The 21,656-nt window shown below is 47.9% G+C and carries 21 protein-coding genes; 9 read left to right on the top strand and 12 right to left on the bottom strand.

Annotated features, from left to right (window positions below; translation table 11 throughout):
• Positions 1-79: 79 nt before the first annotated feature.
• Together DEU29_RS13315 and yihA are read right to left on the bottom strand one after the other, a co-directional pair.
• Positions 80-1,018 (bottom strand): DMT family transporter, encoded by a 939-nt coding sequence (locus tag DEU29_RS13315; RefSeq protein ID WP_133540823.1) that lies wholly within the window; start codon positions 1,016-1,018, stop codon positions 80-82.
• Complete coding sequence (gene yihA, locus DEU29_RS13310) at positions 1,002-1,604, bottom strand: ribosome biogenesis GTP-binding protein YihA/YsxC (RefSeq protein WP_243734617.1); 603 nt, start codon at positions 1,602-1,604, stop codon at positions 1,002-1,004. The genes DEU29_RS13315 and yihA overlap by 17 nt, the downstream gene beginning before the upstream one ends.
• A 222-nt stretch (positions 1,605-1,826) precedes the next feature.
• Between yihA and DEU29_RS13305 the strand changes: the two genes are divergently transcribed.
• The 4 genes from DEU29_RS13305 (at position 1,827) to cysE (ending at position 4,805) form a co-directional block, all read left to right on the top strand.
• Positions 1,827-2,453: a c-type cytochrome gene (locus DEU29_RS13305; RefSeq protein WP_133540819.1), complete on the top strand. Its 627-nt coding sequence runs from the start codon at positions 1,827-1,829 to the stop codon at positions 2,451-2,453.
• A gap of 589 nt (positions 2,454-3,042) precedes the next feature.
• Positions 3,043-3,498 (top strand): Der GTPase-activating protein YihI, encoded by a 456-nt coding sequence (gene yihI, locus DEU29_RS13300; RefSeq protein ID WP_133540816.1) that lies wholly within the window; start codon positions 3,043-3,045, stop codon positions 3,496-3,498.
• The gene (locus tag DEU29_RS13295; RefSeq protein WP_133540814.1) at positions 3,498-3,950 is read left to right on the top strand and encodes a DUF2489 domain-containing protein; all 453 of its coding nucleotides are present in this window, start codon (positions 3,498-3,500) and stop codon (positions 3,948-3,950) included. Before yihI ends, DEU29_RS13295 begins: the two co-directional genes overlap by 1 nt.
• Before the next feature lie 33 nt (positions 3,951-3,983).
• The gene (gene cysE / locus DEU29_RS13290) at positions 3,984-4,805 is read left to right on the top strand and encodes a serine O-acetyltransferase (RefSeq protein WP_133540812.1); all 822 of its coding nucleotides are present in this window, start codon (positions 3,984-3,986) and stop codon (positions 4,803-4,805) included.
• Here cysE and DEU29_RS13285 read toward each other — a convergent pair.
• From DEU29_RS13285 to DEU29_RS13275, 3 genes are all read right to left on the bottom strand, one after another.
• Positions 4,789-6,360: a methyl-accepting chemotaxis protein gene (locus DEU29_RS13285; protein ID WP_133540810.1), complete on the bottom strand. Its 1,572-nt coding sequence runs from the start codon at positions 6,358-6,360 to the stop codon at positions 4,789-4,791. The genes cysE and DEU29_RS13285 overlap by 17 nt on opposite strands.
• A 150-nt stretch (positions 6,361-6,510) precedes the next feature.
• Positions 6,511-6,717, bottom strand: a complete 207-nt coding sequence (locus DEU29_RS13280; RefSeq protein WP_006954095.1) for a cold-shock protein — start codon at positions 6,715-6,717, stop codon at positions 6,511-6,513.
• Positions 6,718-6,897: 180 nt separating this feature from the next.
• Positions 6,898-7,443: a hydrolase gene (locus DEU29_RS13275; protein WP_133540808.1), complete on the bottom strand. Its 546-nt coding sequence runs from the start codon at positions 7,441-7,443 to the stop codon at positions 6,898-6,900.
• A gap of 195 nt (positions 7,444-7,638) precedes the next feature.
• On the opposite strand from DEU29_RS13275, the gene purE reads away from it, so the two are divergent.
• Positions 7,639-8,130 (top strand): 5-(carboxyamino)imidazole ribonucleotide mutase, encoded by a 492-nt coding sequence (gene purE / locus DEU29_RS13270; protein WP_133540807.1) that lies wholly within the window; start codon positions 7,639-7,641, stop codon positions 8,128-8,130.
• The gene (locus DEU29_RS13265) at positions 8,127-9,212 is read left to right on the top strand and encodes an ATP-grasp domain-containing protein (protein ID WP_133540806.1); all 1,086 of its coding nucleotides are present in this window, start codon (positions 8,127-8,129) and stop codon (positions 9,210-9,212) included. The genes purE and DEU29_RS13265 overlap by 4 nt, the downstream gene beginning before the upstream one ends.
• Here the strand turns inward: DEU29_RS13265 and DEU29_RS13260 are convergent.
• Genes DEU29_RS13260 through DEU29_RS13250 form a run of 3 tightly spaced genes read right to left on the bottom strand, consistent with a single transcriptional unit; the run spans position 9,209 to position 12,740 of the window.
• Positions 9,209-9,862 (bottom strand): alpha/beta hydrolase, encoded by a 654-nt coding sequence (locus DEU29_RS13260; RefSeq protein WP_133540805.1) that lies wholly within the window; start codon positions 9,860-9,862, stop codon positions 9,209-9,211. The genes DEU29_RS13265 and DEU29_RS13260 overlap by 4 nt on opposite strands.
• Positions 9,863-9,882: 20 nt before the next feature.
• Positions 9,883-10,707: a prephenate dehydratase gene (locus DEU29_RS13255; protein ID WP_243734614.1), complete on the bottom strand. Its 825-nt coding sequence runs from the start codon at positions 10,705-10,707 to the stop codon at positions 9,883-9,885.
• Positions 10,707-12,740 carry a S9 family peptidase gene (locus tag DEU29_RS13250; protein WP_133540804.1) on the bottom strand — a complete coding sequence of 678 codons (2,034 nt, stop codon included), beginning with the start codon at positions 12,738-12,740 and terminating at the stop codon, positions 10,707-10,709. The genes DEU29_RS13255 and DEU29_RS13250 overlap by 1 nt, the downstream gene beginning before the upstream one ends.
• 133 nt (positions 12,741-12,873) lie before the next feature.
• Here DEU29_RS13250 and alr point away from each other — a divergent pair, with 133 nt between their 5' ends.
• Positions 12,874-13,989 carry an alanine racemase gene (gene alr, locus DEU29_RS13245; protein ID WP_133540803.1) on the top strand — a complete coding sequence of 372 codons (1,116 nt, stop codon included), beginning with the start codon at positions 12,874-12,876 and terminating at the stop codon, positions 13,987-13,989.
• Here alr and DEU29_RS13240 read toward each other — a convergent pair.
• Positions 13,968-14,498 (bottom strand): hypothetical protein, encoded by a 531-nt coding sequence (locus tag DEU29_RS13240; protein WP_133540802.1) that lies wholly within the window; start codon positions 14,496-14,498, stop codon positions 13,968-13,970. The two genes, alr and DEU29_RS13240, sit on opposite strands and share 22 nt — an antisense overlap.
• Positions 14,499-14,615: 117 nt before the next feature.
• On the opposite strand from DEU29_RS13240, the gene DEU29_RS13235 reads away from it, so the two are divergent.
• Positions 14,616-15,968 carry an amidohydrolase family protein gene (locus DEU29_RS13235; protein WP_133540801.1) on the top strand — a complete coding sequence of 451 codons (1,353 nt, stop codon included), beginning with the start codon at positions 14,616-14,618 and terminating at the stop codon, positions 15,966-15,968.
• A gap of 23 nt (positions 15,969-15,991) precedes the next feature.
• Here the strand turns inward: DEU29_RS13235 and DEU29_RS13230 are convergent, their stop codons facing one another.
• From DEU29_RS13230 to DEU29_RS13220, 3 genes are all read right to left on the bottom strand, one after another.
• Positions 15,992-17,527, bottom strand: coding sequence for a leucyl aminopeptidase family protein (locus tag DEU29_RS13230; RefSeq protein ID WP_133540800.1), 1,536 nt, complete (start codon positions 17,525-17,527; stop codon positions 15,992-15,994).
• A gap of 119 nt (positions 17,528-17,646) precedes the next feature.
• Entirely contained in the window at positions 17,647-18,684 is a 1,038-nt protein-coding gene (locus tag DEU29_RS13225) for a PepSY-associated TM helix domain-containing protein (protein WP_243734613.1), read from the bottom strand.
• Positions 18,678-20,777 (bottom strand): TonB-dependent receptor, encoded by a 2,100-nt coding sequence (locus tag DEU29_RS13220; RefSeq protein WP_133540799.1) that lies wholly within the window; start codon positions 20,775-20,777, stop codon positions 18,678-18,680. Before DEU29_RS13220 ends, DEU29_RS13225 begins: the two co-directional genes overlap by 7 nt.
• 164 nt (positions 20,778-20,941) lie before the next feature.
• Between DEU29_RS13220 and DEU29_RS13215 the strand changes: the two genes are divergently transcribed.
• A complete protein-coding gene (locus DEU29_RS13215) occupies positions 20,942-21,580 on the top strand; it encodes a serine hydrolase domain-containing protein (protein WP_133540798.1) in 639 nt (212 codons plus the stop codon).
• Positions 21,581-21,656 lie beyond the last annotated feature (76 nt).

Genomic DNA, 21,656 nt, shown 5'->3' with positions numbered 1-21,656 from the left:
TATGCTAAATAACTATGTGCATGAGCCGTATACGAGGCCCGTATGTACGGTTCTGTGAGAGGGATGAGGCGGTGACGCCTCACCCTACTCGATATGTCTGTTTGTCCTGCTTAGGAATACCGGCCATTCCTGACCGGCCTCGACGGTTAGCAAACCAAACACCCACTAAAATGGCCAGCATCCCTAAGCCGTGTTGGAACAAAAATACTTCACCGTCAAAAACCCCCAGTAGCATTGCAACAATTGGGATTAGGTAGGTCACTGAACTGGTAAATACCGTATTGGTAAGCTGAACTACGTGGTTAAATATAATTAATGCGCCCGCTGTGCCTATTACACCAAGCACGAGCACGGCAGCCAAGGAAAGCATCGCATTGGGTTGTTGTACTTGCTGAATAAAATCGGTGCCGGTAAATAAATAAATCGTTGCCGGCACACTGGCCATTAACAAACTAACGCCGGTAATCGTTAAAGGACTAAGGTCCGCAATCTTATGCTTTATCAGGTTAAGGTTCATGCCGTAGCAAATGGTAGCGACTAAAATAAGCAGCGCATAAGCATTAAAATGCCAACCGCCGTCAGCACTTGCTGTCATTAAAAGCAGGGTACCCAAAAGGCCAACCATAACGCCGATTATTTGAGTCAGCTTGGCGCGTTGATGGAACAATGTTACGCCGATAATCAAGGTTGCAATGGGTGTTAATGCATTTAGGACGCCGGTTATACCACTGGCTATCTGTGTTTGCGCGATTGCAAACATAAATGCAGGGCCAAGACTTCCTACCAGCCCGACACTGGCAAGCTTAGCCCAATGCTTTGGTGTGATTTTATTCAGTCTCTTTGCTACCAACGGAAGTAACACAAGGCCTGCAGAGGAGATACGTAGTGCACCGACTTCCATTGGACCGAAGGCGATTAGACCTTTTTTAATGAGTAAAAAAGAACTTCCCCAAATTAGCGCAAGTAAACCTAAAAGCAACCAAGCTTGAGCCGGAGCAGAATCATTCGTCTGCGTCATAACCAAACCATTGATTCAATTTAGCCTCGACTTTATCGACACCAAACTTTTTTAGCGAGGAGAACGCTTCAACTTGCACGTCGCCATTAAAAGCGATGGCGGCCTGGCGAGCTTTTAATACGATATTTTTTCTTGCCCCCTGCTTAAGCTTATCCGCTTTAGTGAGTAAGGCTAAAACCGGGATATCGCTGCTAACCGCCCAGTATATAAGCTCCTGATCAGTCTCTTTAAACGGATGGCGTATATCCATAAGCACAACAATACCTTTAAGTGACTCACGTTTTTGTAAGTACTCGGAAAGGGCTTGCTGCCATTGCTCTTTAACAGCCATTGGGACCTTAGCAAAGCCATAGCCGGGTAAGTCTATCAGCCGCTCACCGGTATCCAGTTCAAACACATTAATTAGTTGTGTGCGGCCAGGCGTTTTACTGGTTCGCGCAAGCGACTTTTGCCGTGTTAGTGTATTGAGTGCACTCGACTTGCCGGCATTAGAACGTCCCGCAAACGCGATCTCGATACCGGTATCATCGGGAAGTTTGCGAATATTCGGTGCGCTGGTAATAAATTTTGCGGTTTGATAGTTAATCGCTTTGGATTCCGACACGGTTTGGTTAACTCTTGGTTAGGACTTAGTGTATATTTCAGCCGTCATTATGACGGATCTAAACACTGCCGCCAATGATCAAATCGTGATCGAATGCGTTTTAATCGTTTAATCCACACGAGTTTTGTGTAAAATAGCAATCTATCGAATCGAACGCGATGTATGTCGGCGATCTCCGCCTCCAGAGATACAAGAGAAGCAAACATGAAAAAATTCGCAATCATTTTGGGGTTATTTCTTGGCTCAACCGGTGTTGCCTTGGCACAGCAAGGTGACCCAGAAGCTGGAAAGAATAAGTCACAAGTCTGCGCCGCGTGTCACGGCCCTCAGGGACAGTCGCCAACCGATATGTACCCGCACCTTGCCGGACAGCATGAGAAGTATTTGTTTAAACAGCTGATGGACTTTAAAGCTGCAGCTGAGAGTGGCGGTGAAGAAGGTCGTAATAACGCCATCATGATGGGCCAGGTTGCCAGCCTGTCACAACAAGATATGGCTGATTTGGCGGCGTTCTATGCGTCACAGGATGAACCTAAGGGCGATACGCCTGAAGAACTAATTGCATCCGGAGCTGACTTATACCGCCGTGGTAACCCTGAATCTATGGTTCCATCTTGTGCAGGTTGTCATGGACCAAAAGGTAACGGTATGGGCTTAGCAGCGTTCCCGGACATTTCGGGACAATTCCCAGCCTACATCAAGTCACAATTAGAAATGTTCCGTAGCGGCGACCGTGCTAATGACCCGAACGGCATGATGCGTGGTGTGGCCGAGAAGATGACTGACGAAGAAATTGAACTGATGGCGGAGTATTTGCACGGACTTTACTAAGGCCGAGTTCGATAACGTAAAAAGGCGACAGCGATGTCGCCTTTTTAGTTTCTGTAGTAAAATAGTTTTAACATAACAAAAATAATACTATGTAACTGTTTTGACTACATGAAAACAAAAAGTTATAAAAAAGTTGATTTTTAGACCAATAAAATCATTGATTAAAAAAATCAATCAAGTAGTCTGTACAACGTCTGCAGGGCAATTGCGCTAAATAATAAAAACAAGCTCGCAGATAATAACAACAAGATCGTTTTTAAAACGGCTTAACTCGACACATAAAAATAACAAGAGGTCGAGATTGATTATCGAAAATCAGAACAACAATGAATCGATAATCCAGGGAGTAAAATTGTCACGAGCAATGGAACTCCTACTCAATAAAAACAATAACAAAACTAGGTTACGGAAGACCGCAATAACAACTCGGAAGCAGTGACAACCATTCTCATAGTCGCAGTGCGCTGCCAAATATGAGAAAGACAGGCGATGCGAAAGCATCGCCTTTTTTCTTTCTCATTCAATACTCACTGACTAAACTACTCTCTATACGTTACAATACCCGTTATTGTCAGTTTTAGGAGTGAGTATGACTCGCCAGAAAAAATCCAGAAAGCCGGGTCCGCTAGCGCCCGCCAAGAAACCCAAAGACCATAATGATGGTGTAGTTTCAACGCAGGGAAAGAAAAAAGGCAAAGGCCAAAAGCCGGGACAGCGGCATAACGTATCAACCGCTAAAACTGCGTCTAAAAGCGGAACTGAAGGTCCGAAGACTGACCCTCGTAAAGGTAGTCGTCGCAAAATTCCGTTAGTGAACCCTGTTGAAAAGCCCGAGGTCAAAGCGCTTACCCCGGCAGAAGAACTACATCAGCTTGAGCAAGACCAACGGCTGCAGGCTTTGGTTGAACGGTTTGAGCAGGGCGAGACGTTATCGGAGCAAGAACAAGCTTATCTGGACGAAAAATCCGATCGCTATGAACAATTAGCAGAGCAATTGGGTATTGATCTAGATGACGACGATGAGTGGGACGACGAGGAGTATTAATGTCTGCTACAGCGATTATTGTAATTCTAATTGGTATTGCCATCATTATGGCTTTGGCATTTTACGCAACCAAACTGGTGCGACGGTTAAAATATCAAAACCAGTTACGCGATGCAGCCGTGCAGAAGCGTGTAGACCGAATTGACGAAAGCATTATCACGATAGCGAAAGCTATGCAGCAGGAGCAATGTCCTTTGTCAGAAGGCTGTTTGAGAATCGTTGTATTGCTGGATCACAGACCTGAATCTGTAGAATACGATTACGCTAAAGATTATCCGGCGATGCATGAGATGTATGACAAAATCAAACACATGCCAACACATGAAAACCGTAAGAAGTTTCCGAAAAAGAAAATTCGCGAAATGGATAAAGAGCGTGAAGGCTACGAAGCCAGTATGAAAGACACCATTCAAGCTGATGTCGAGCGCTTGTTAAAGCGGTTTGTTGAGTGACGGGCCAGTACGGCTCAATGAGGGGAGTGTGCCATGGCATTTTTTAGTGGTATCAGGGAAGACATCAACAGCGTTTTCGATCGTGATCCCGCGGCCAGAAATACGTTTGAAGTGCTATTTAATTATCCCGGGCTTCATGCGATTTGGTTTCATCGGTTTAGCCATAAATTGTGGCGCTGGCGTTTATATTGGTTGGCACGCTTTGTGTCGAATATCGCGCGGTGGCTAACAGGCGTTGAAATACATCCGGGCGCCACGATAGGGCGTCGGTTCTTTATTGATCATGGCATGGGCGTCGTTATTGGCGAAACTGCGGAAATTGGGGATGATGTTACGCTTTACCATGGCGTGACCTTGGGTGGAACCAGCTGGAATAAAGGCAAGCGACATCCAACACTAAAAAATGGCGTTGTGATAGGTGCCGGAGCCAAGGTTCTTGGCCCGTTAACCGTCGGCGAGCAAGCGCGTATTGGCTCAAATGCTGTGGTGGTTAGAGATGTTCCGGCTAAAGCGACCATGGTAGGTATTCCCGCGAGAGTTGCAAAATCCGGCGTTGATAAGGAAACCTCTGAGCGCAGAGAGAAAATGGCCAAAGCATATGGCTTTGATGCTTATGCGATAGCCGCAGATAATCCCGATCCGGTTGCCACTGCCATTGGACGCATGCTGGACCATGTGGACGTGCTTGATCAAAAGGTTTCTGACCTATGTAATGCGGTGAACAAGTTAGGTGGTGATGTCTGCGGTGAAATTCCTAAAGTGGATGTGCAGGACGTTGAGTTTTTAGAGGAAACAGCCCGCGCAGCGGAGCGACGCGAGCATTCACAAAAAGCCGAGATCAATTCTTCAGATTAAAGCGCTCGATGAGCTCATAAAGTTGTTTGACGGTGTCCTGGAGTTGTTGGCTTGAGGACTCCGTCTGTTCAGACGTATGCTGAGTCTGCTTCGCTATGTCAGAGATGTGCGTTACCTGCTCGCTAATGTGCTCTGCAACACCACTTTGCTCCTCGACAGCTGATGCCATCTGTGTGGACATATCTGCAATTTGTTCTATCGAACGTGCTATCTCTTGCAATGCCTCATCCGCTTTACGCACTTTTTCTACGCCATCTGCTGCGGTCTGTTCACCCTGTTTTGATACTTCAACGGCATCCTTGGCACGTTCGCGTAACTTAGCTATTACTTGATGAATACTATCGGTAGAGTCTGTCGTACGAGACGCGAGATTACGAACTTCGTCAGCAACGACTGAAAAGCCGCGACCATGCTCGCCTGCACGAGCCGCTTCAATAGCGGCATTCAGTGCTAGTAAATTAGTCTGATCTGCGATCGATGAAATTAGGTCAGCTGCTTCGCCGATGGCGCCAGTGGACTGGTCAAGCGCTTGTACCGTCATTGCAATTTGCTCAACGGCCTGGTGCAGACCTTCTATCACTTCACTTGCTTCGCGAGCTAAGGCAACACTGCGATCCACATTTTCGCGCGCAAAGTCGGCCTGGCTCGCATTTTGTTCTACGGTACCGGCGACTTCTTGAATTGCCGTTGCCATTTCATTCATGGCCGTTGCGGTTTGATCGGTTGCTTCGGTTTGCCGGTCGACCTGGGCATGACTTTCTCTTGCCTGCTTTTGCGTATCTTCCGCAACTTTTAAAATACCACCAACAGCATCTTTTATGCGCGTCAGAGCGGTATAATTTCGGGCTGCTTCGCTGTGTAAGAGCATGGACAACTGTGCTTCACGCCCGTGAGTAGCAAAATAAGTCATGCCGACAAGCTCGGAATCAAATGCTTCAGGGCGACTATCTAAAAGCCGCTGCATCATAGAACTAACATAGCGGCCATATAGTGCAGAAGACAAAGCGGTACCTGCGAGAGTAACCATAGCTGGCGTCAGGCCAGCCAGAGTGCCGACTACCGCGGTTGCGATAAGGCCGGGCACGGCAACGGGAGATAAGTCGCGAGTACTATAGGCGAGGCGTTTAAGCCAGGGTAAAGGCGCCTGACCATTGTTGATGCGCTCATAAATTGCCATGGCTCGCTGTTTACGTTCATCTGTGGTTGGCACACGAACCGACTCAAAACCTCTGGGTTTACCGTTTTCCATAATCGGCGTTACATAAGCGCTTACCCAGTAATGGTCACCATTTTTAGCTCGGTTTTTGACTAAGCCCATCCAAGGCTTGCCGCGCTTGATGGTTTTCCACATATTTTCGAACACGGGCCCCGGCACATCGGGATGACGCAGGATGTTATGCGGCGAGCCAATCAATTCTTCCTGAGAATAGCCGCTAATATCCACGAAATCTTGGTTACAGTGCGTTATAACCCCTTTAAGGTCAGTTGATGATACTAACCGGTAGTGTGCGGGAATTTGTTTTTCTTTTTGTGTAACCGGACCGTTATCTTTCATAGCTACTCGTTAAGGCAATGCCGATATATTTATTTGAATCAATAGTGCTTATTATCGGCTAAAACCTTACAAAGTTTAAGTCTATTAAGCATAAAAAAACGCCGCACTGAAATCAGCGCGGCGTTTTTTAGAATTCTTTATTACGCGTTCTTACATAGGAACAACGTTTTCAGCCTGAGGACCTTTAGGACCTTGTGCTACGGTGAAAGAAACTTGTTGGCCTTCAGCCAAAGTTTTGAAACCGTCAGCTTGGATAGCGCTGAAGTGAACGAATACGTCCGCGCCATTTTCTTGCTCGATGAAACCGAAGCCTTTTGCTTCGTTAAAGAATTTTACTTTACCAGTAGTAGTAGACATGCTGATATTTCCTCGTAGTGCATGTTAAAAATCAATTGCTCAGAAACTTGGGTATTACTTGGACTTACAAAACGAGGTACAGCATAGGAGGACTTCGTACACAAATCTCAAATCAATAGCCGAATTTTCTCAGCCCCCCGAGTATATACCCTGTGCAAAGCGTGTCAATGAAAAGTCAAATTATTTCAACCAGTTTCGACTAATATGCCGAAATGTGTCGGTGCCTGACTTGTGCAACCACTCAAAAGCCGCCATTTCGGAGGTGATAATTTCGACGTTATTGTCGCGCATACGAGTAATCGCAGAGTCTTTATCGTTTGGCCGGCGCGATCCGACACAGTCTGACGGCAAGAAAACCTGGTAGCCTTCCTGTTTCATTTCAATCGCTGTTTGTAACACACAAACATGGGTTTCCATGCCCATTACAACAACTTGTTTTTTGTCGTAGTCACTTAATACATCGCGAAAACTTTGTTCTTGCATCGCACTGAAGTGTGTCTTCTCGACAACCCGAGCGGACTCAATAATTTCCTGCAGCGCAGAAACGGTATAGCCCAGACCCTTTGGATATTGTTCCGTTATTAATACCGGGATATCCAATTGCAGTGCGATCTCTGCTAACCAACGCATACGCGACGTGACATTATCGCGTTGGTGAATCGCTGGTAACAGTTTTTCCTGCGCATCGACAATCAATAAAATGGAATCTTTTGATGAAAGTAACATCGCGACCTCAGCGTTTTTAATCGTATTATCGATACCATACCTAAAATTACCAGTGAGTCTATAAGCGCTTAGTATTAATCACTGGATATTACAGATGGTTAAAAATCCTGCAATTGATTTGCAGTTTAGCGCTCCTGTGGCTACAATTCCGTGCTTTTCAGACCTACGCAAACCGTACAATCTAAAAGGTGCTTCATGGCTTCTGTTCTTATTCTGATGGGCTCACAATCTGATTGGCCGACAATGCAAAAAGCGGCCTTGATGCTGGAAGAGCTTGGTGTTGACTGGGAGGCGAAAGTAGCATCTGCTCACCGTACGCCTGATTTGCTCAAGTTCCACATGGAACAGGCGGAAGCTACTGATACTAAAGTCGTTATCGCAGGCGCTGGCGGCGCCGCGCATTTGCCTGGCATGCTCGCAGCACATACCGCATTACCAGTTCTTGGTGTGCCCGTCTCGAGTAAACAGCTCAAAGGTCTGGACAGCCTATTGTCTATTGTGCAAATGCCGAAAGGAGTAGCGGTGGGTACCCTGGCTATTGGTGATGCCGGCGCTGCTAATGCGGGACTGCTTGCAGCACAGATAATTGGCGCATTTGATCAAAAAGTTCGTGATGCGGTGACTGCGTTCCGCGCTAAACAGCGCGACAAGGTTATGGCTAATGCCGACCTGGAGCTACCTAAATGAATATTTTAATTTTGGGCAATGGCCAACTCGGACAAATGCTCGGCAAAGCGGTAATTCAGCAAGGTCATCAGTGCATCTTATATAGCGATCGACAGCAACAGGTTATGCCATTAGCCAGCGACCAACCATTGCCGATGTCGCTGGAGGAAGCAAAATCGTGGGCTGATGTGGTGACATGGGAACATGAGCACCTGGGTGAAGCGCTGGTCGAGCAGACCCATGATAAATTTTTGATCAAGGCTGAACGATTTAATCAACTGACTGACCGCCGAACGCAAAAGTCATTGTGCGATGAGCTTGGAGTGCCAACATCACCGTGGCAAGCCTATCAGACCACTGATGAACTTAGAGATATTCTATCAAACTGCGATAAAGCGGTAGTCATAAAGTCAGCCCGGGGTGGCTATGACGGCAAAGGTCAGTGGCGCTGGAAGCCCGGACAAGATGCCGAACCAATCATTCAGGAAGCCGGCCAACGTCCCGGAATTGTCGAAGACATGATTCCATTTAGCCACGAGGTATCTGTGGTTGCGGCGCGTGACCACCATGGCGAGCAGCGCGGTTATCCATTAACGCTAAACGTACATAATGATGGCATCCTTGCTTACAGCATGGCCGGCGCACAACAGTTCACCGATGAACTTGAGGCATTAGCACAGCAATACCATCAAAAACTAACCGATCATATCGATTATATTGGTGTATTAGCGATTGAGTTTTTTGTGGTGGGAGAGGGTGAGCAACAACAACTGTTGGTAAACGAGATAGCGCCTCGCGTACACAACTCTGGTCACTGGACCATGAGCGGTGCTAATTGCGACCAATTTAACCTGCATATTCGTTGTATCACCGGACTGCCGCTGCCCGAGTTTTTAGTCGCTCCCACATTAATGATTAACGCCATTGGCGTGGACGGATTGCCTGAAGTGTTATGGGAAGCATCAGCGGCTGACTGCCATTGGTACGGGAAAGCGCCTCGCCCGGGGCGTAAAGTCGGTCATGTTAACTTTATGATTGATACCTTTGAACGAGGAGAAAAGCTCGCCTCACAATGGTGTGACGAGCTGATTAAATTGGCTTAAGCGAAGCGGTCAGCGAGCCAACGCTTCATATCTTCAACCTGCTCGAGACACAGAGAATGTGGCATCGGGTAGGTTTGATAGGTGACCGGGTAACCTCGCTGCGTTAATTCATCAACCGCTTTGCGTCCCAGAGACTCGGGCACGACCGGATCCTGGGTTCCGTGTTGTATCAATAACGGTAACTCGGCATTTGCCTTTGCCGGCTCTATGTCTAAGGCAGTGGCAAAGTAAGTGGAGTGCGCCATCAATCCGCCCAGCGCCTTAGGGTATGTCAACGCCGCTTCGTAACCTACCGCACCGCCCTGCGAAAAGCCCGCGATAATGATCCGCTGACTGTCGATACCCTTGTCTATTTGCTCATCTATTAATGCGTGGACTTCAGCAGCTGATTGCCGTAGTTGCTTGCTATCAATGGTGCGGTCGATGGATATGTCGGTAATGTCGTACCATGCCGGCATTACCATTCCCTGGTTTATAGTGACCGGTAATTGAGGGGCATTGGGAAATAGAAAACGGATGTTGGCACTGTCAAAACGCAAATGCTCAGTCATCGGTACAAAATCGTTTCCCGATGCACCCAGACCATGAAGCCAAATAATAACTGCATCGGCAGTTTGCGACGGCTCATGTTTAATGACATTTAACGGCATAGATACTCCTCTGGTTTGTGTTAGGCCGCTTTATAGCTTCCAAGCCAACGAATTTGATTCAATTTTGCTAGTTGTTCGAGCGCCTGTTTTACGTGGGGTTGTTCAGAATGACCATCAAAGTCTATAAAAAAGTGGTACTGACCAAATTTTCCGCCGGTGGGGCGCGAAACGATAGAGGTCAGGTTGATACCGCGGCTTGCAAATACCGAGAGGCTGTCAACGAGAAGACCAGGATGGTCGTTGTCATCGACTAAAATAACGCTACTTTTCCACTTGATATTAGCCTCGTAGTTAGCGTTAGCTTGTGAAGCGGATAACAAAATAAACCGGGTTTCGTTGTGCTCAATATCGGCTGCCGTCTTATGTAGCACTTTTAGCGACGTAGGACAGTCAATATGCGCGGGAACAATGGCTGCGGCCGGTGATTTACAGCGCAGTAGTTTATGCAAAGAGTCGCTATTGCTGTTAGTGTGAATGACTGGTAGTGACATTGACTGAATGCACTGACGACACTGACCTGCAGCTACAAATTGCGCCCATAAATGCTCAGGTGAGTCATGGTTCGCAACTATTTTAAATGCGACAGGGAGTTTCGTTTCCGCAATAATTTGCAGAGGATGTCTAACCAGATGGTCAACCACCGGAGAGACAAAACCTTCGCTAAGGTTTTCGATAGGAACCAAGCCTAGCGTTCCTGGCGTAACTCGTTCAATGACGCTGAAAAGGTCATCCGCAAGTGAAATACTGCTCGTTAATCCCTTATTTTTAATGAGATCCTGCGCGGCAAGTTCAGAGAACGTGCCGGCAGGGCCTAATGTCACAATATCCATTGTAGCTGAGTTCATTAATCCTTTTTGTACCTTTCAAACCACGCCAGCGCATGCTCGATTTTCGCGATCATATTCGATGGGCGATAGGTTACACCATGTGACGCACCAGGTACACGCACCATTGCAGCATCCACCTTGCGCAGTTTTAACGCCTGGTAAAATTGTTCAGTTTCTGAAATCGGCGTACGGCGGTCATTTTCACCGGTGAATAGCATCACGGGCGTTTTCACGTTACCCACCAGCGATAGTGGTGAACGTTCCCAATAGTGCTCTAGCTCTTCCCATGGCATGCCGGGAAACTGGTTGTGAATTTGCCCCATGGAGCTGTCCGCAGTAAGCACTTTGCTAACCCAGTTAATTACCGGATTTGTCGCTGCAGCGGCGTTAAAACGATCAGTCATGCCAACCGCATAAGCGGTCGCGATACCACCGGCGGAGCCCCCGGCAATGAAGAGGTTGTCTGCGTCAATAAATCCTTTATCGATCAGAGCATCGATGCCGCTCATGTGGTCTGCAAAGTCGTACGGAGATGAGTAGTTTCCATCAAGCAGCATGGCAAACTCTTTACCGTATGATGTGCTACCGCGATGATTGACATATAAAACCACATACCCCTCTGCTGCATAACGCTGGTGTTCCGCCGCAAAGTGAGGGCCGTAAGACAGGTGCGGGCCACCATGGATCTCAAGTAATAGCGGGTACTCTTTGGTGCTATCGAAATTAGGCGGCGTAATGTACCAACCCTGAATTTTTTCGCCGTCATAACGGGACTCAAACTCAATTTCGTTGACTTTACCCAGCTCCCTGTAGGCCAGTAAATCTTCGTTCAGCGCGGTCAGGGACTTGCTGTTTTCGCCATCTTTCTGAAAACCGACATCGGCTGGTCGATAGGCAGTTCCGCGAGTGTACGCGATAGCGCCATTTAAGGAGGCGCTAAAAGATCCCATAGTATAAGGCCGGCTAACGTAGGTACCGCCGACATCATCAACCCGGCGACTTAGCTCATCATCCAGGCTCACTGATGCAATAACGTTTTTACCGCGATCAGCAAATTGAACAGCAATCTGGTCGTCACCGTTCCATTGTGGACTTGCGAAAGACCGGTCGAAATCCGCCTGTAGCTCGCGATTGGAGCGGTCATCCCAATCCATTATCCATAATTGGTTTTTATGGTAGGGAACGGGCTCATTATTGCTGTGTAGATAGACCAGCTGTTCGCCATCGGGTGAAAATTGCGCTGAATGCTCTTCGCCCGGGATATCAGTAATTTGAGTAATAGACTTGTCAGCGAGCGCCACAGCATACAAGTCACTTTCATTAATTTGGTATGCCCAGTTTTCGCTACGGTTACCGGAAAAAACGATGTGCTGATTATCCTGCGTCCAGCTAAGCGGTCCCCGATGACTATATTCACCCTCGGTTAACTGGCGAGCAGAACCTCCGGTTGCCGGTACTACAAAGACCTGGCTGTGGGCAGGGTCTAATACGCCCGCGCCATCACGCTGGTAATAAGCTTCTTCAACGATGATGGCTTTGTCGGCCCAATTAGCACCTTCTGGTCGTGCCGGCATTTTTACCGACTTAGCAAAGTCAGTCGCTGGTGCCTTTACGGACATCATAAAAGCGATGTGCTGATCATCATTCGACCAGCTAAGGCTTGAGGGTGATTCGTGAACATTGGTTACCTTGGCGACTTTTTGCTCGTCAAGCCAGTAAACATGGATCTGATTTTTCTCATTACGGTTTGATGTAAATGCCAGGCGACTACTATCGTTTGACCAACTCAAACCGCTATAACTATGGCCGTCGTCAAAAATCGGTAATGATTCGCCGGTGCGCGTATCGACGACCCACAACGAGCGACGGGTGGAGTCTTTCATATCATCAAAACTATTGCGGATATAGGCGACATAGTTACCGTCAGGAGAAACGCTGACTTGATTGGCGTACTCCAACTGAAATATGTCTTCTGATTTAAATGTATCAGCACTGACTTGAGGTGCAACAACCCCCAAACTTACGGCGATTGCAGAAGCTTTTAGCCACATAATTAATCCCTCGTGTTTAACGTAAAGTTAAGGTTAACGTTACTCAAGCACGTACCTAAGTGCAAAGACTTCCGTTAAACTCGGGGAAAATTGCGGTAAACTCATCGTTAACTGATAAAAAAGAACAGTAAAAATGAATTTCAGAACAACTCGCGCAGAGATCGATGTCGACGCCTTAAGTGCAAATGCCAACTGGGTAAGACAACAAATTGGAACGGGTAAGCTACTCGGTATCGTCAAGGCTGATGGTTACGGCCATGGCGTGGGCGCTGTTTGCGATGTGTTAGCACCCTGTGTTGATGCGTTTGGTGTGGGCTTTACCGATGAGGCCTTAGCGTTGAGAGACGCGCACACGAGTTCGGATAAACCTGTGCTGATTCTGGAAGGCTGTCAGAGTATCGCTGAGCTCGGAGTCGCTGCCGAGAATAATTTCTGGGTCGTAATTCATTCGCTCTATCAATTAGAGCTGTTGGAGCAAGCCAAGCTGGCGCGTCCACTGTGTGTTTGGTTAAAAATTGATACCGGCATGCACCGCCTTGGTTTAGAGCTGGCGGCAGTAGAAAGCTTTTTAGTTCGCCTGCAAAAGTGCAATAACGTCGCAGATACGGTGCTGATGTCGCACTTGGCAAATGCAGATTCAGGTATGCCGCTTAACCATTATCAACGGCAGCAGTTTGAGCAGATAAAACGGCAGCACAGTGGGTTTCAATTTTCTCTGCATAATTCTGCCGCACTACTCAATCCGCAATTACGCGGTGAAATTGGCGAAAACGATTGGGTGAGGGCGGGGTTACTCTTATATGGCGTTAACCCCTCTGCGGTGACCGAAGTTCAATCTGAGTTAAAGCCGGTTATGTCGTTAAAAGCTCCGATAATCGCCATTCATGAGCTTAAAAAAGGCGATTCAGTCGGCTATGGCAGTTCCTGGATAGCAGAAAAACCGTCCCGTATAGCGACTGTCGCTATTGGTTATGCCGATGGTTACCCGCGACAGTGCGGTAATGGCACGCCAACTGCGGTATGCAATAAGATTGCGCCTGTGGTTGGGAGGGTATCGATGGATATGATTACTATCGATATTACCGATATACCGGAGGCCTGCGTCGGTGATGACGTCGAGCTATGGGGGGCGCGAATTGACGTACGCGAAGTCGCCAATTACGCCGATACCATCTCTTGGCACCTTTTAACGGGGACTAGTGTTCGCGTCCCACGCGTTATGATTGATCAATCAAATGACTTAAAGTAAGTCATGACCCTGTCGTAATTCCGCTTTACCGTTTCTATTGATTCCAGCGGAATGTCGGCCTGAAGTTTCCTGACTTGCTCTAAGAACGATGTTTCCAGGTGCTCGTAGCCGATATAACGTTCTTCTAAACCTATGCGTGCAGTGATGGCGGAAACCAGAGACATAACTCGCGAATATTCGTCGATATTTGAAAGTCCGCTGCTGTTAATAGCTTTTTTAACTGCGAGGCGGCGTTGATCAGTCGTGTTGTAGTAGTCGTTTAAGAATTCAGCATTCCAAAAGCTATACTTAAATGGTTTTAACATTAGCTGCTGCATTTCCTCTGGAGTTGGCACCTTTGGTGGGGTAGCGGGAGGGTTATAGACATCGGGCTCGTCAGGAATAGATTGTAACTTGCGAGAGACTTCAAAGACTTTCAAAACGTCCTCGTCGGTTATAACTAAATTTTCCTGCCCCCAACTCAACATGCTGATAAGTAAGAGACCTGCGCCCCAAAAGAAATGTTTCATTGAATAGTTCCAGCGACAAAACCCTCAACATTAGTTGCCAAACTGACCCAAGTCGATGACACTCAGCGTATTAACCCGTCAGCAATTGACGATAAGTGACGATGAAAGGAAATGCTGATGAAAAGATTTAATTTGCTGCTCATGGCGGCCATATCGATTTTTGCCACGGCCTGCCAGCAGGTAATACAACAAGAAGTTAAATCCCCTGACGTCGCCGTGATTAATGCAAATGTCATTACCTTTAATGGCAAAGACGCACGGGTATTGAGTGAGCGTGCCGTCTACATTTTTGGCGATAGAATTACTGATGTGCGACCGATGACAGCGGCCCGCAACCTTCCTGAATCGACTCGAATAATTGATGCGGCTGATGGCTATGTTATCGCTGGTTTTGCTGAAATGCATGGCCACGTACCACCGGCCACTGACTTTGGTAACTTCCCAAGACGCTATGCAGACGACATGCTTTACCTGTATATCGCCAACGGTGTGACGACGGTGCGTGGTATGCTGGGTTACCCACATCAACTGCAGCTAAAATCAGATATTGCACAAGGTAAACGACTAGGCCCCACACTTTATCTGGCCGGCCCCAGCTTTAATGGCAACACAATCGAATCGGTCGAGCAAGCTACGCAACGAGTTATCGAGCAACGTGATCAAGGGTGGGATTTATTGAAAATCCATCCGGGCTTGTCGTTAGCCGAATACCAGGCTCTGGCCAAGACAGCACGCGACAGCGATATGGATTTTGCCGGTCATGTACCAAGTGATGTAGGGCTTGAAAACGCTCTAAAAGAAGGCCAAAGAACCATCGATCACATGGATGGGTATCTCGAATATGTTGATGCATTAAATCAGCCGATTACTAAACAAGAATTAGCAAAACTGGTGGAGTTGACGAAAAAATATGACGTTGGCGTGGTACCGACGCAAGCGTTATGGTCGACACTCATTGGCGCTGAGGACCCACAGGAATTAGCACAATACCCGGAGTTAGCATTGGTGCCTGAAAGCGTTCGTGAGGGCTGGTTAGGCTATTATAAACAGCCTAGTATGGGCTATTTCAATCAAGACCAAGCGAAGGTTCAGCAACAAAACCGTCAGCAATTGCTAAAGGCGCTGCATGATGCTGATGCCAATATTATATTTGGTACCGATGCACCGCAGTTATTCAGTGTGCCGGGCTATTCAATACACCATGAAATTAGAAAAATGGAGCAGGCCGGGATACCGCTTGATGCGATTTATTACTATGCAACGGTGGCCGCAGGTGAGTACTTCAGCGAGCAGGACACGTTCGGGCTAATTAAAGCCGGCCATCGCGCCGATTTTATGCTGCTATCAGAGAATCCATTAGATTCAGCGCAAGCATTAGAAGAGCCGCTAGGGGTTATGATCCGTGGTCAATGGATGTCGCGAGACGATATTGATAAAAAGTTAGCAGAAATTCGCGCGGCCTATAATTAATCAAGGCCGCGCATTATCACCGGTTATTTATTGAGCTGATGTACCCACTCAGTCAATAACCGCACACCGAAACCCGTCGGTCCTGCCGGGTGAATACCGGTAGGGCTGCTGACCATGGCATCAGCGGCCATATCGATATGGATCCAAGGCGTATCACCGGCAAAATGTTTAAGGAAGGCCGCACCTGCCTGCGTTCCCGGAGAGCCAATATTACGGATATCTGCCAGCGGGCTGTCGATAATTCCGGGATAACCGTCTAAAGGTAGTTCCCAAACCTTCTCATCGGTCACTTTTCCGGCTTCGATAATTGCCTGGCGTAAATCGTCTTCGCTTGCAAACATTGCCGCATAGCCTGTGCCCAAAGCGCCAACTTTAGAACCCGTTAGTGTGGCGATATTGGCGATAGCTCGTGGCTTAAATTTATCGTTAGCGTACCAGTTACCGTCACCCAGAATGAGTCGGCCTTCAGCATCGGTATTAGCGATTTCTACTAGGGTCCCGTCACCGGCTTTTACCACATCACCGGGTAGCGTAGCAGTGCCTGAAATTAAGTTATGTGATAACGGCGCAATGGCAACAACATTGACCGGAGCTTGTTGTTTGGCTAACGCCATAACAGCACCGATAACCGCACCAGCACCCGCTTTATCGGTTTGCATACGTAGTATTGAAGAGGAGCTGGTTTTTAAGTTATAGCCACCGGTGTCAAACGTATTGCCCTTACCGACTAATGCGATTGGCGCGTCGTCACTACCTTTATAATGGGCAGCTAAAAGATAAGAGCCATGTTGGCTACCTGCACTGACACTTTCCAGCAAACCCATTCCCATTTCATTGACTTGTTCGGGGGTGACGACGGTAACGTCAATATCTAAGCCCTGCATCGCTTTTTGAGCGAGTTTAACGATAGCCTCGGGATAACCGTCACTGCCAGGCAGTGCTGTTATGTCGCGCGCCACAAAGACGCCTTCAGCAATAGCTCGATAGTCCTCGTAATGTTTCTCAGCAATGTCCGCTGACGCAGTTACAAAATGGTAATTGGTTTGTGGGCGAGCTTCGGCTTCTGATTGATAGCGATCGAAGCGGTAGTTACGTAAATCAATACCATGTGCCACTTGCGCACTAATTTCAGCAGCGATGCCCGGGTTTTTGATTAGACGGGTATCAAAAACAACATCGTCTAACTCCGGCTTTAATGCGGCAGCAATTGATGCGCCCAGGTTTTCAGCTTTAAAGCGTGATAAATCTGCTGGGTTGCCAACACCGGCAAGCAATAAATGGTTAGCTTTAGTGCCGTCAGGCGCAACGAGTGTGGTTAGTTGAGCTGCCGACCCGTCAAATGCTTCGATTTCAGCTGCGCGAGCGACCTGTTTGTTCTGCGCATCAGACCAGCCTTCTACAGCGATGGTGGTATTTTCAGGCACAAACAGAACGCGTGTAGCAGCGTCAGCGTTGTCGTCGGTAAAGCGTGTAGTTGTCGACAGGTAGTCGCTGGCAACAGCAGGTAATGCCAGCGCTGCTGACAAGGCAATACCCGAGAGTGTGCGTTGTATCGTCATCGTATTTTCCTTTAGTAATACACCGTTTAAATAAAAACTACTATAGCGCTGGCAAGCGTATCGACCAAGCAAATAAGGCTAACCGCAAACTTTTAGCGATACTTATCAGGTTTTTTTAACTAACGAGTGGTGGAGCGCTTTGAAAATCGTTTAACGTAAAACCAGATACCGGTGGTGGGCAACAGTATTAATGCGAATCCCGAGAGCAAAACGACAATTAAATAAAAGGATCCGCCAACCGCAGCGACGTGCGTAGGATAAATCATATTAGATACTTGATTACCCAGCGGTGTAGCCCGTTCATCAATTACATTGTTTACAGTGCCCTGTTCGGAGAATTGAATGTAGTTGCGGCCATTGGGGTGCCACTCGGCGTCGTGTTTCGCCCGTATTTGTGGGTTTTCCAGGTAGAGTAAGCGTGCTTCGGCAGCAGGTAATACGTCCGGCACAATGGCAAGCCGTTGTGACCAGTTGTTAAGCGGCTGTCGGGGTAGGCTTTGTTCCTTAACCTGGGGTTGAAAAGGCAAAAGATAAGTTAGCGCTGACTTAACGGGGGCGGCGTACATAACCGCAGTACCGGTAACTAAAACGATAACAACCGGAATGAATAGTAAAGCGCCAACACAACGATGAAATTGCCATAGGGTCTGCATGCCACGTAGAGAGAATGGATTAGCCCAGCGTATGGTCAACGCACGTTTAAAGGAACCGCGCCTGGGCCACCACCGGATAAGACCGGTAAAAACAAGCAGCAAGCTCAACAACCCCAGCACACCTAAAATATCCTTGCCGAGGTCATTAAGCGCCAAATGGTGATGTAATTCGACCAGCCAGCTGACAAAGTCGCCTAAATAAGGACGCTCAAGTAGGAGTTCACCAGTGGCACTATAGTAAAAATGCGATTTGTCAGCGTTGACGACCTCAAACCAGGGCCGGTCGGCGGTTGGCATTAAGGCGTACCCTGACGAGAAGCCGTCAGCAATATGTGCCGCCTCCGTTACTGAAACAGGCTGCTGCAGATCAAGTTGCGGATAGAATAACGTCAGCAGCTCGTTTTTGAATAATAATAACGAGCCACTTATTGCCATCAACAGCATCCACAAGCTGAGCGTTAAGCCCAGCCAGCGGTGCCACTGTGTCAGGTTCGGTTTTACCAACGGTAATTCCAGTTAAAGCTCACTGTGCGACCGCGACCGGCAAAGTTGCGGCTGTCGGGCCCAACGGTCTGCGCATAGTAGGTAAAGTAGAATTCATCCAACAGGTTCTCAACACCGACCGAGAAGTTACCTAAGTCTCGGGTCTCAATAAGTACTGATGCATCGATGGTGTTGTAACCGTCAAAGTTATTAATGGCTTGACCACCGCTGTAAATGTCACGATCAAATAACTTGTTCCATTGTACTTGTGAGCTGATCATGCCACTCCACTGTTGCGACCAGTACAGATTAGCGCGCTTTGGCGCAATATTATTGCCGCCTAGCTGGGTATCGACTGAGCCATCGGCGTTGCTATCGTATTCACCATCCGTATCGGCATAGTTAAGGCCGAAAGCGGTGTCACTGGATAACGCGTACTCAGCACTTAACTCAAACCCGTCAGTTTCGGTTTTTTCGCGCTTAACGCTGTAAATACCATCGGCATCAGCTTGCAAGCGGGCGCCCAGGTCAGATCCGGAACGGAAGTAACTCAAGGAGGCACTAACAGCATTGCCCCGGTATTCAACGCCAACCTCTTCGTTATCAGCAATCACTGGCTGCAGGTTTAAAAAGTTGTTAATGCTCAGCCCCGGAGTAGAAATGCCGCGTAACACACGGCCGACATCAGGCATACTGAAACCTTCTGAGTAGCTTGCGTAAACTCGCCATTGCTCAGTTAATGCGTAAACGGCACCGACATTGGGCAGCAACTCATTAAAACTTGGTTCGCCGCCTTCTACAAAGGTTGAGCCATAGGCAGCTAGCGAGGTAAAGTCATCAACATTGAGTTTGCCATACTCATAACGTAAACCACCGCTTAAGGTTAGGCCATTAGCCTGATAGCGAAGTTGAGCGTAAGGAGCCCAGTTCTTAAACTCTGTTTCGGGAACCCATTTACGGCCCGTCTGAGCAAGTTCCTGGAAGGTCGTATCATTAAGGTAATCAAGACCGGCTGACACAGAGTAGGGCGATTGCTGAATATTGTCCCAGTTTAGGGTGATGCGAGAGCCATATTTGCGCGAGTCGTTGCGGGACTGGTCAAATAAGTTATCGCCGTAAGCGGGATCCTGAAACACGCCATAGGTTCCGCCACCGTATAGCGCCGAAAAGTCTTGCAGGAACAGTTGCCAATTAAGCTCCGCGTTTAAAAAGTTACTATGGTTATAGGTTAGACTTGAGGTGGTAACCTCGTTTTCCGGCGCATCGCCCGGGTACTCACCCTCTACCGATACCGTCGGAATGCCTTCGGCACGGTTGCCGCCGACCGAGTAGTAATCGCCATTACCGGACATATCAAACCGATTAATCATGAACTCCAGCGATTGCTGTTCATCAATGTCGTACCCCAGCTTGGCGAAAACATCGTAGCTTTTCGAATCCATAGTATCGCCCTGAGTGGTGTCTACGCCGATTAGCATGCCGTTGCCATCAACATACATGCCGGTATCGCGATACTGGATACCACCAACAAAGCGCCAGTCGCCAGTTGCGTGGCGGACTAAATAGCCGGCTTGGTAGCTCAACCCCTCAGAAAGCTCGGAATCCGGCGCCATAAAACCGGCATTAAGCTCGTGTGATGTGCCTTGCTCGGCTTGTTTGGTAACGATGTTAATAATACCACCACTGGCGCCCATGCCCTGAATGGCGCTGGCGCCGTGGATAACCTCAACACGCTCAATCATAAAGGGGTCGATGGTCATGGCAGCACGAGACCCGTTACGCAACGGATTTGACTGAGGTACGCCATCGATTAAGTAAAGAGGCTGGCGACCACGCAGCGTTTCACCCGCACTGGTCAACTTCTGCCGAGAGGGGGAGAAAGCAGGAATAAGGTTGCCCAAAATATCAGATAAGGATTGCGACACGGTCAATTGCTGGCGCAGCTCTTCCCCATCGATGACCGAAACGGTTGCCGGAATAGCACTTTGCGGGGTACTGGTGCGCGTTGCGCTAATTTGGATAGTCTCGTCGATATTAATGGTATCGTTTTGTTGAGCAACAGCTCCGCCGGACATCGCGGTTAGCACCGCCAAGGAAAGTGACTTCTTAAACATGAGAATCCTTATCATTTACAAAGTTTGCGCTAATGATAACGATTCGCATTTTTGAGTCAATATTTTCTTTATAGTTTTTTAAGTGACTTTATTGTTTGCTTGATTTCGATGAAGTTTCCGGCGGCTGTGGTAGGCTTAAAAAAAACAATAAGGAAATTCAGTTTATGAAAAGCGTCTCTCAACTATTGCTGGCAAGTGCATTAACGCTGGGCGTTACGGCCTGCTCAGATAAACCTGAAACCGCCCCTGATCTGGAACAAAAAATTCGCGACACCGCGGAGCAATCGTTAAAAGCTTTTAATATTCCCGGTATCGCCGTCGTTGCGGTAAAAGATGGCGAAGTCGTTTTAGCTGAAGGATTTGGTGTGCGCGATATTGAATCTAATGAACCGGTGACTGCGACTACCTTGTTTGGCATCGCATCGCACACCAAAGCCTTTACTGCAGCAGCAATTGCAACCCTGGTCGAGCAGGATAAACTGAGCTGGGACGATAAAGTTATCGATCATATCCCGGAATTTAAACTGGCGGATCCTTACATCACAAGCGAGCTTACCGTGCGAGACTTGCTGAGCCATCGTTCAGGCCTTGGTTTGGGCGCGGGTGATTTAATGATTTGGCCGAACACCAATAAAACCAATGATGAAGTGCTTGCCGGGCTGGCGCATGTTCCTATTAAGCATGGATTTCGTGAGCGTTTTGACTACAACAACTTGATGTTTGTCACTGCCGGAGAGGTGATTTCGCGGGTGTCCGGCATGCCTTACCACCAGTATGTTGAACAGGCCTTGTTGAATAAATAGGGAACTTTCCCGGTTAGCGTTGATCAGATCACCGAACCCACGCTGATACTGGACACTGCAATGAGCAAAGCAAAGT

It is taken from the genome of Idiomarina aquatica, from assembly GCF_004362895.1.
Lineage (GTDB): Bacteria > Pseudomonadota > Gammaproteobacteria > Enterobacterales > Alteromonadaceae > Idiomarina.
This window is presented reverse-complemented; position numbering and strand designations above follow the sequence as displayed.

What these genes read in the sequence shown, in the direction of transcription:
- DEU29_RS13315 (WP_133540823.1), bottom strand. Translation starts at nt 1,018, where the DNA reads ATGACGCAGACGAATGATTCTGCTCCGGCTCAAGCTTGGTTGCTTTTA.
- DEU29_RS13305 (WP_133540819.1), top strand. Translation starts at nt 1,827, where the DNA reads ATGAAAAAATTCGCAATCATTTTGGGGTTATTTCTTGGCTCAACCGGT.
- yihI (WP_133540816.1), top strand. Translation starts at nt 3,043, where the DNA reads ATGACTCGCCAGAAAAAATCCAGAAAGCCGGGTCCGCTAGCGCCCGCC.
- DEU29_RS13295 (WP_133540814.1), top strand. Translation starts at nt 3,498, where the DNA reads ATGTCTGCTACAGCGATTATTGTAATTCTAATTGGTATTGCCATCATT.
- cysE (WP_133540812.1), top strand. Translation starts at nt 3,984, where the DNA reads ATGGCATTTTTTAGTGGTATCAGGGAAGACATCAACAGCGTTTTCGAT.
- DEU29_RS13285 (WP_133540810.1), bottom strand. Translation starts at nt 6,360, where the DNA reads ATGAAAGATAACGGTCCGGTTACACAAAAAGAAAAACAAATTCCCGCA.
- DEU29_RS13280 (WP_006954095.1), bottom strand. Translation starts at nt 6,717, where the DNA reads ATGTCTACTACTACTGGTAAAGTAAAATTCTTTAACGAAGCAAAAGGC.
- DEU29_RS13275 (WP_133540808.1), bottom strand. Translation starts at nt 7,443, where the DNA reads ATGTTACTTTCATCAAAAGATTCCATTTTATTGATTGTCGATGCGCAG.
- purE (WP_133540807.1), top strand. Translation starts at nt 7,639, where the DNA reads ATGGCTTCTGTTCTTATTCTGATGGGCTCACAATCTGATTGGCCGACA.
- DEU29_RS13265 (WP_133540806.1), top strand. Translation starts at nt 8,127, where the DNA reads ATGAATATTTTAATTTTGGGCAATGGCCAACTCGGACAAATGCTCGGC.
- DEU29_RS13260 (WP_133540805.1), bottom strand. Translation starts at nt 9,862, where the DNA reads ATGCCGTTAAATGTCATTAAACATGAGCCGTCGCAAACTGCCGATGCA.
- DEU29_RS13255 (WP_243734614.1), bottom strand. Translation starts at nt 10,707, where the DNA reads ATGAACTCAGCTACAATGGATATTGTGACATTAGGCCCTGCCGGCACG.
- DEU29_RS13250 (WP_133540804.1), bottom strand. Translation starts at nt 12,740, where the DNA reads ATGTGGCTAAAAGCTTCTGCAATCGCCGTAAGTTTGGGGGTTGTTGCA.
- alr (WP_133540803.1), top strand. Translation starts at nt 12,874, where the DNA reads ATGAATTTCAGAACAACTCGCGCAGAGATCGATGTCGACGCCTTAAGT.
- DEU29_RS13240 (WP_133540802.1), bottom strand. Translation starts at nt 14,498, where the DNA reads ATGAAACATTTCTTTTGGGGCGCAGGTCTCTTACTTATCAGCATGTTG.
- DEU29_RS13235 (WP_133540801.1), top strand. Translation starts at nt 14,616, where the DNA reads ATGAAAAGATTTAATTTGCTGCTCATGGCGGCCATATCGATTTTTGCC.
- DEU29_RS13230 (WP_133540800.1), bottom strand. Translation starts at nt 17,527, where the DNA reads ATGACGATACAACGCACACTCTCGGGTATTGCCTTGTCAGCAGCGCTG.
- DEU29_RS13220 (WP_133540799.1), bottom strand. Translation starts at nt 20,777, where the DNA reads ATGTTTAAGAAGTCACTTTCCTTGGCGGTGCTAACCGCGATGTCCGGC.
- DEU29_RS13215 (WP_133540798.1), top strand. Translation starts at nt 20,942, where the DNA reads ATGAAAAGCGTCTCTCAACTATTGCTGGCAAGTGCATTAACGCTGGGC.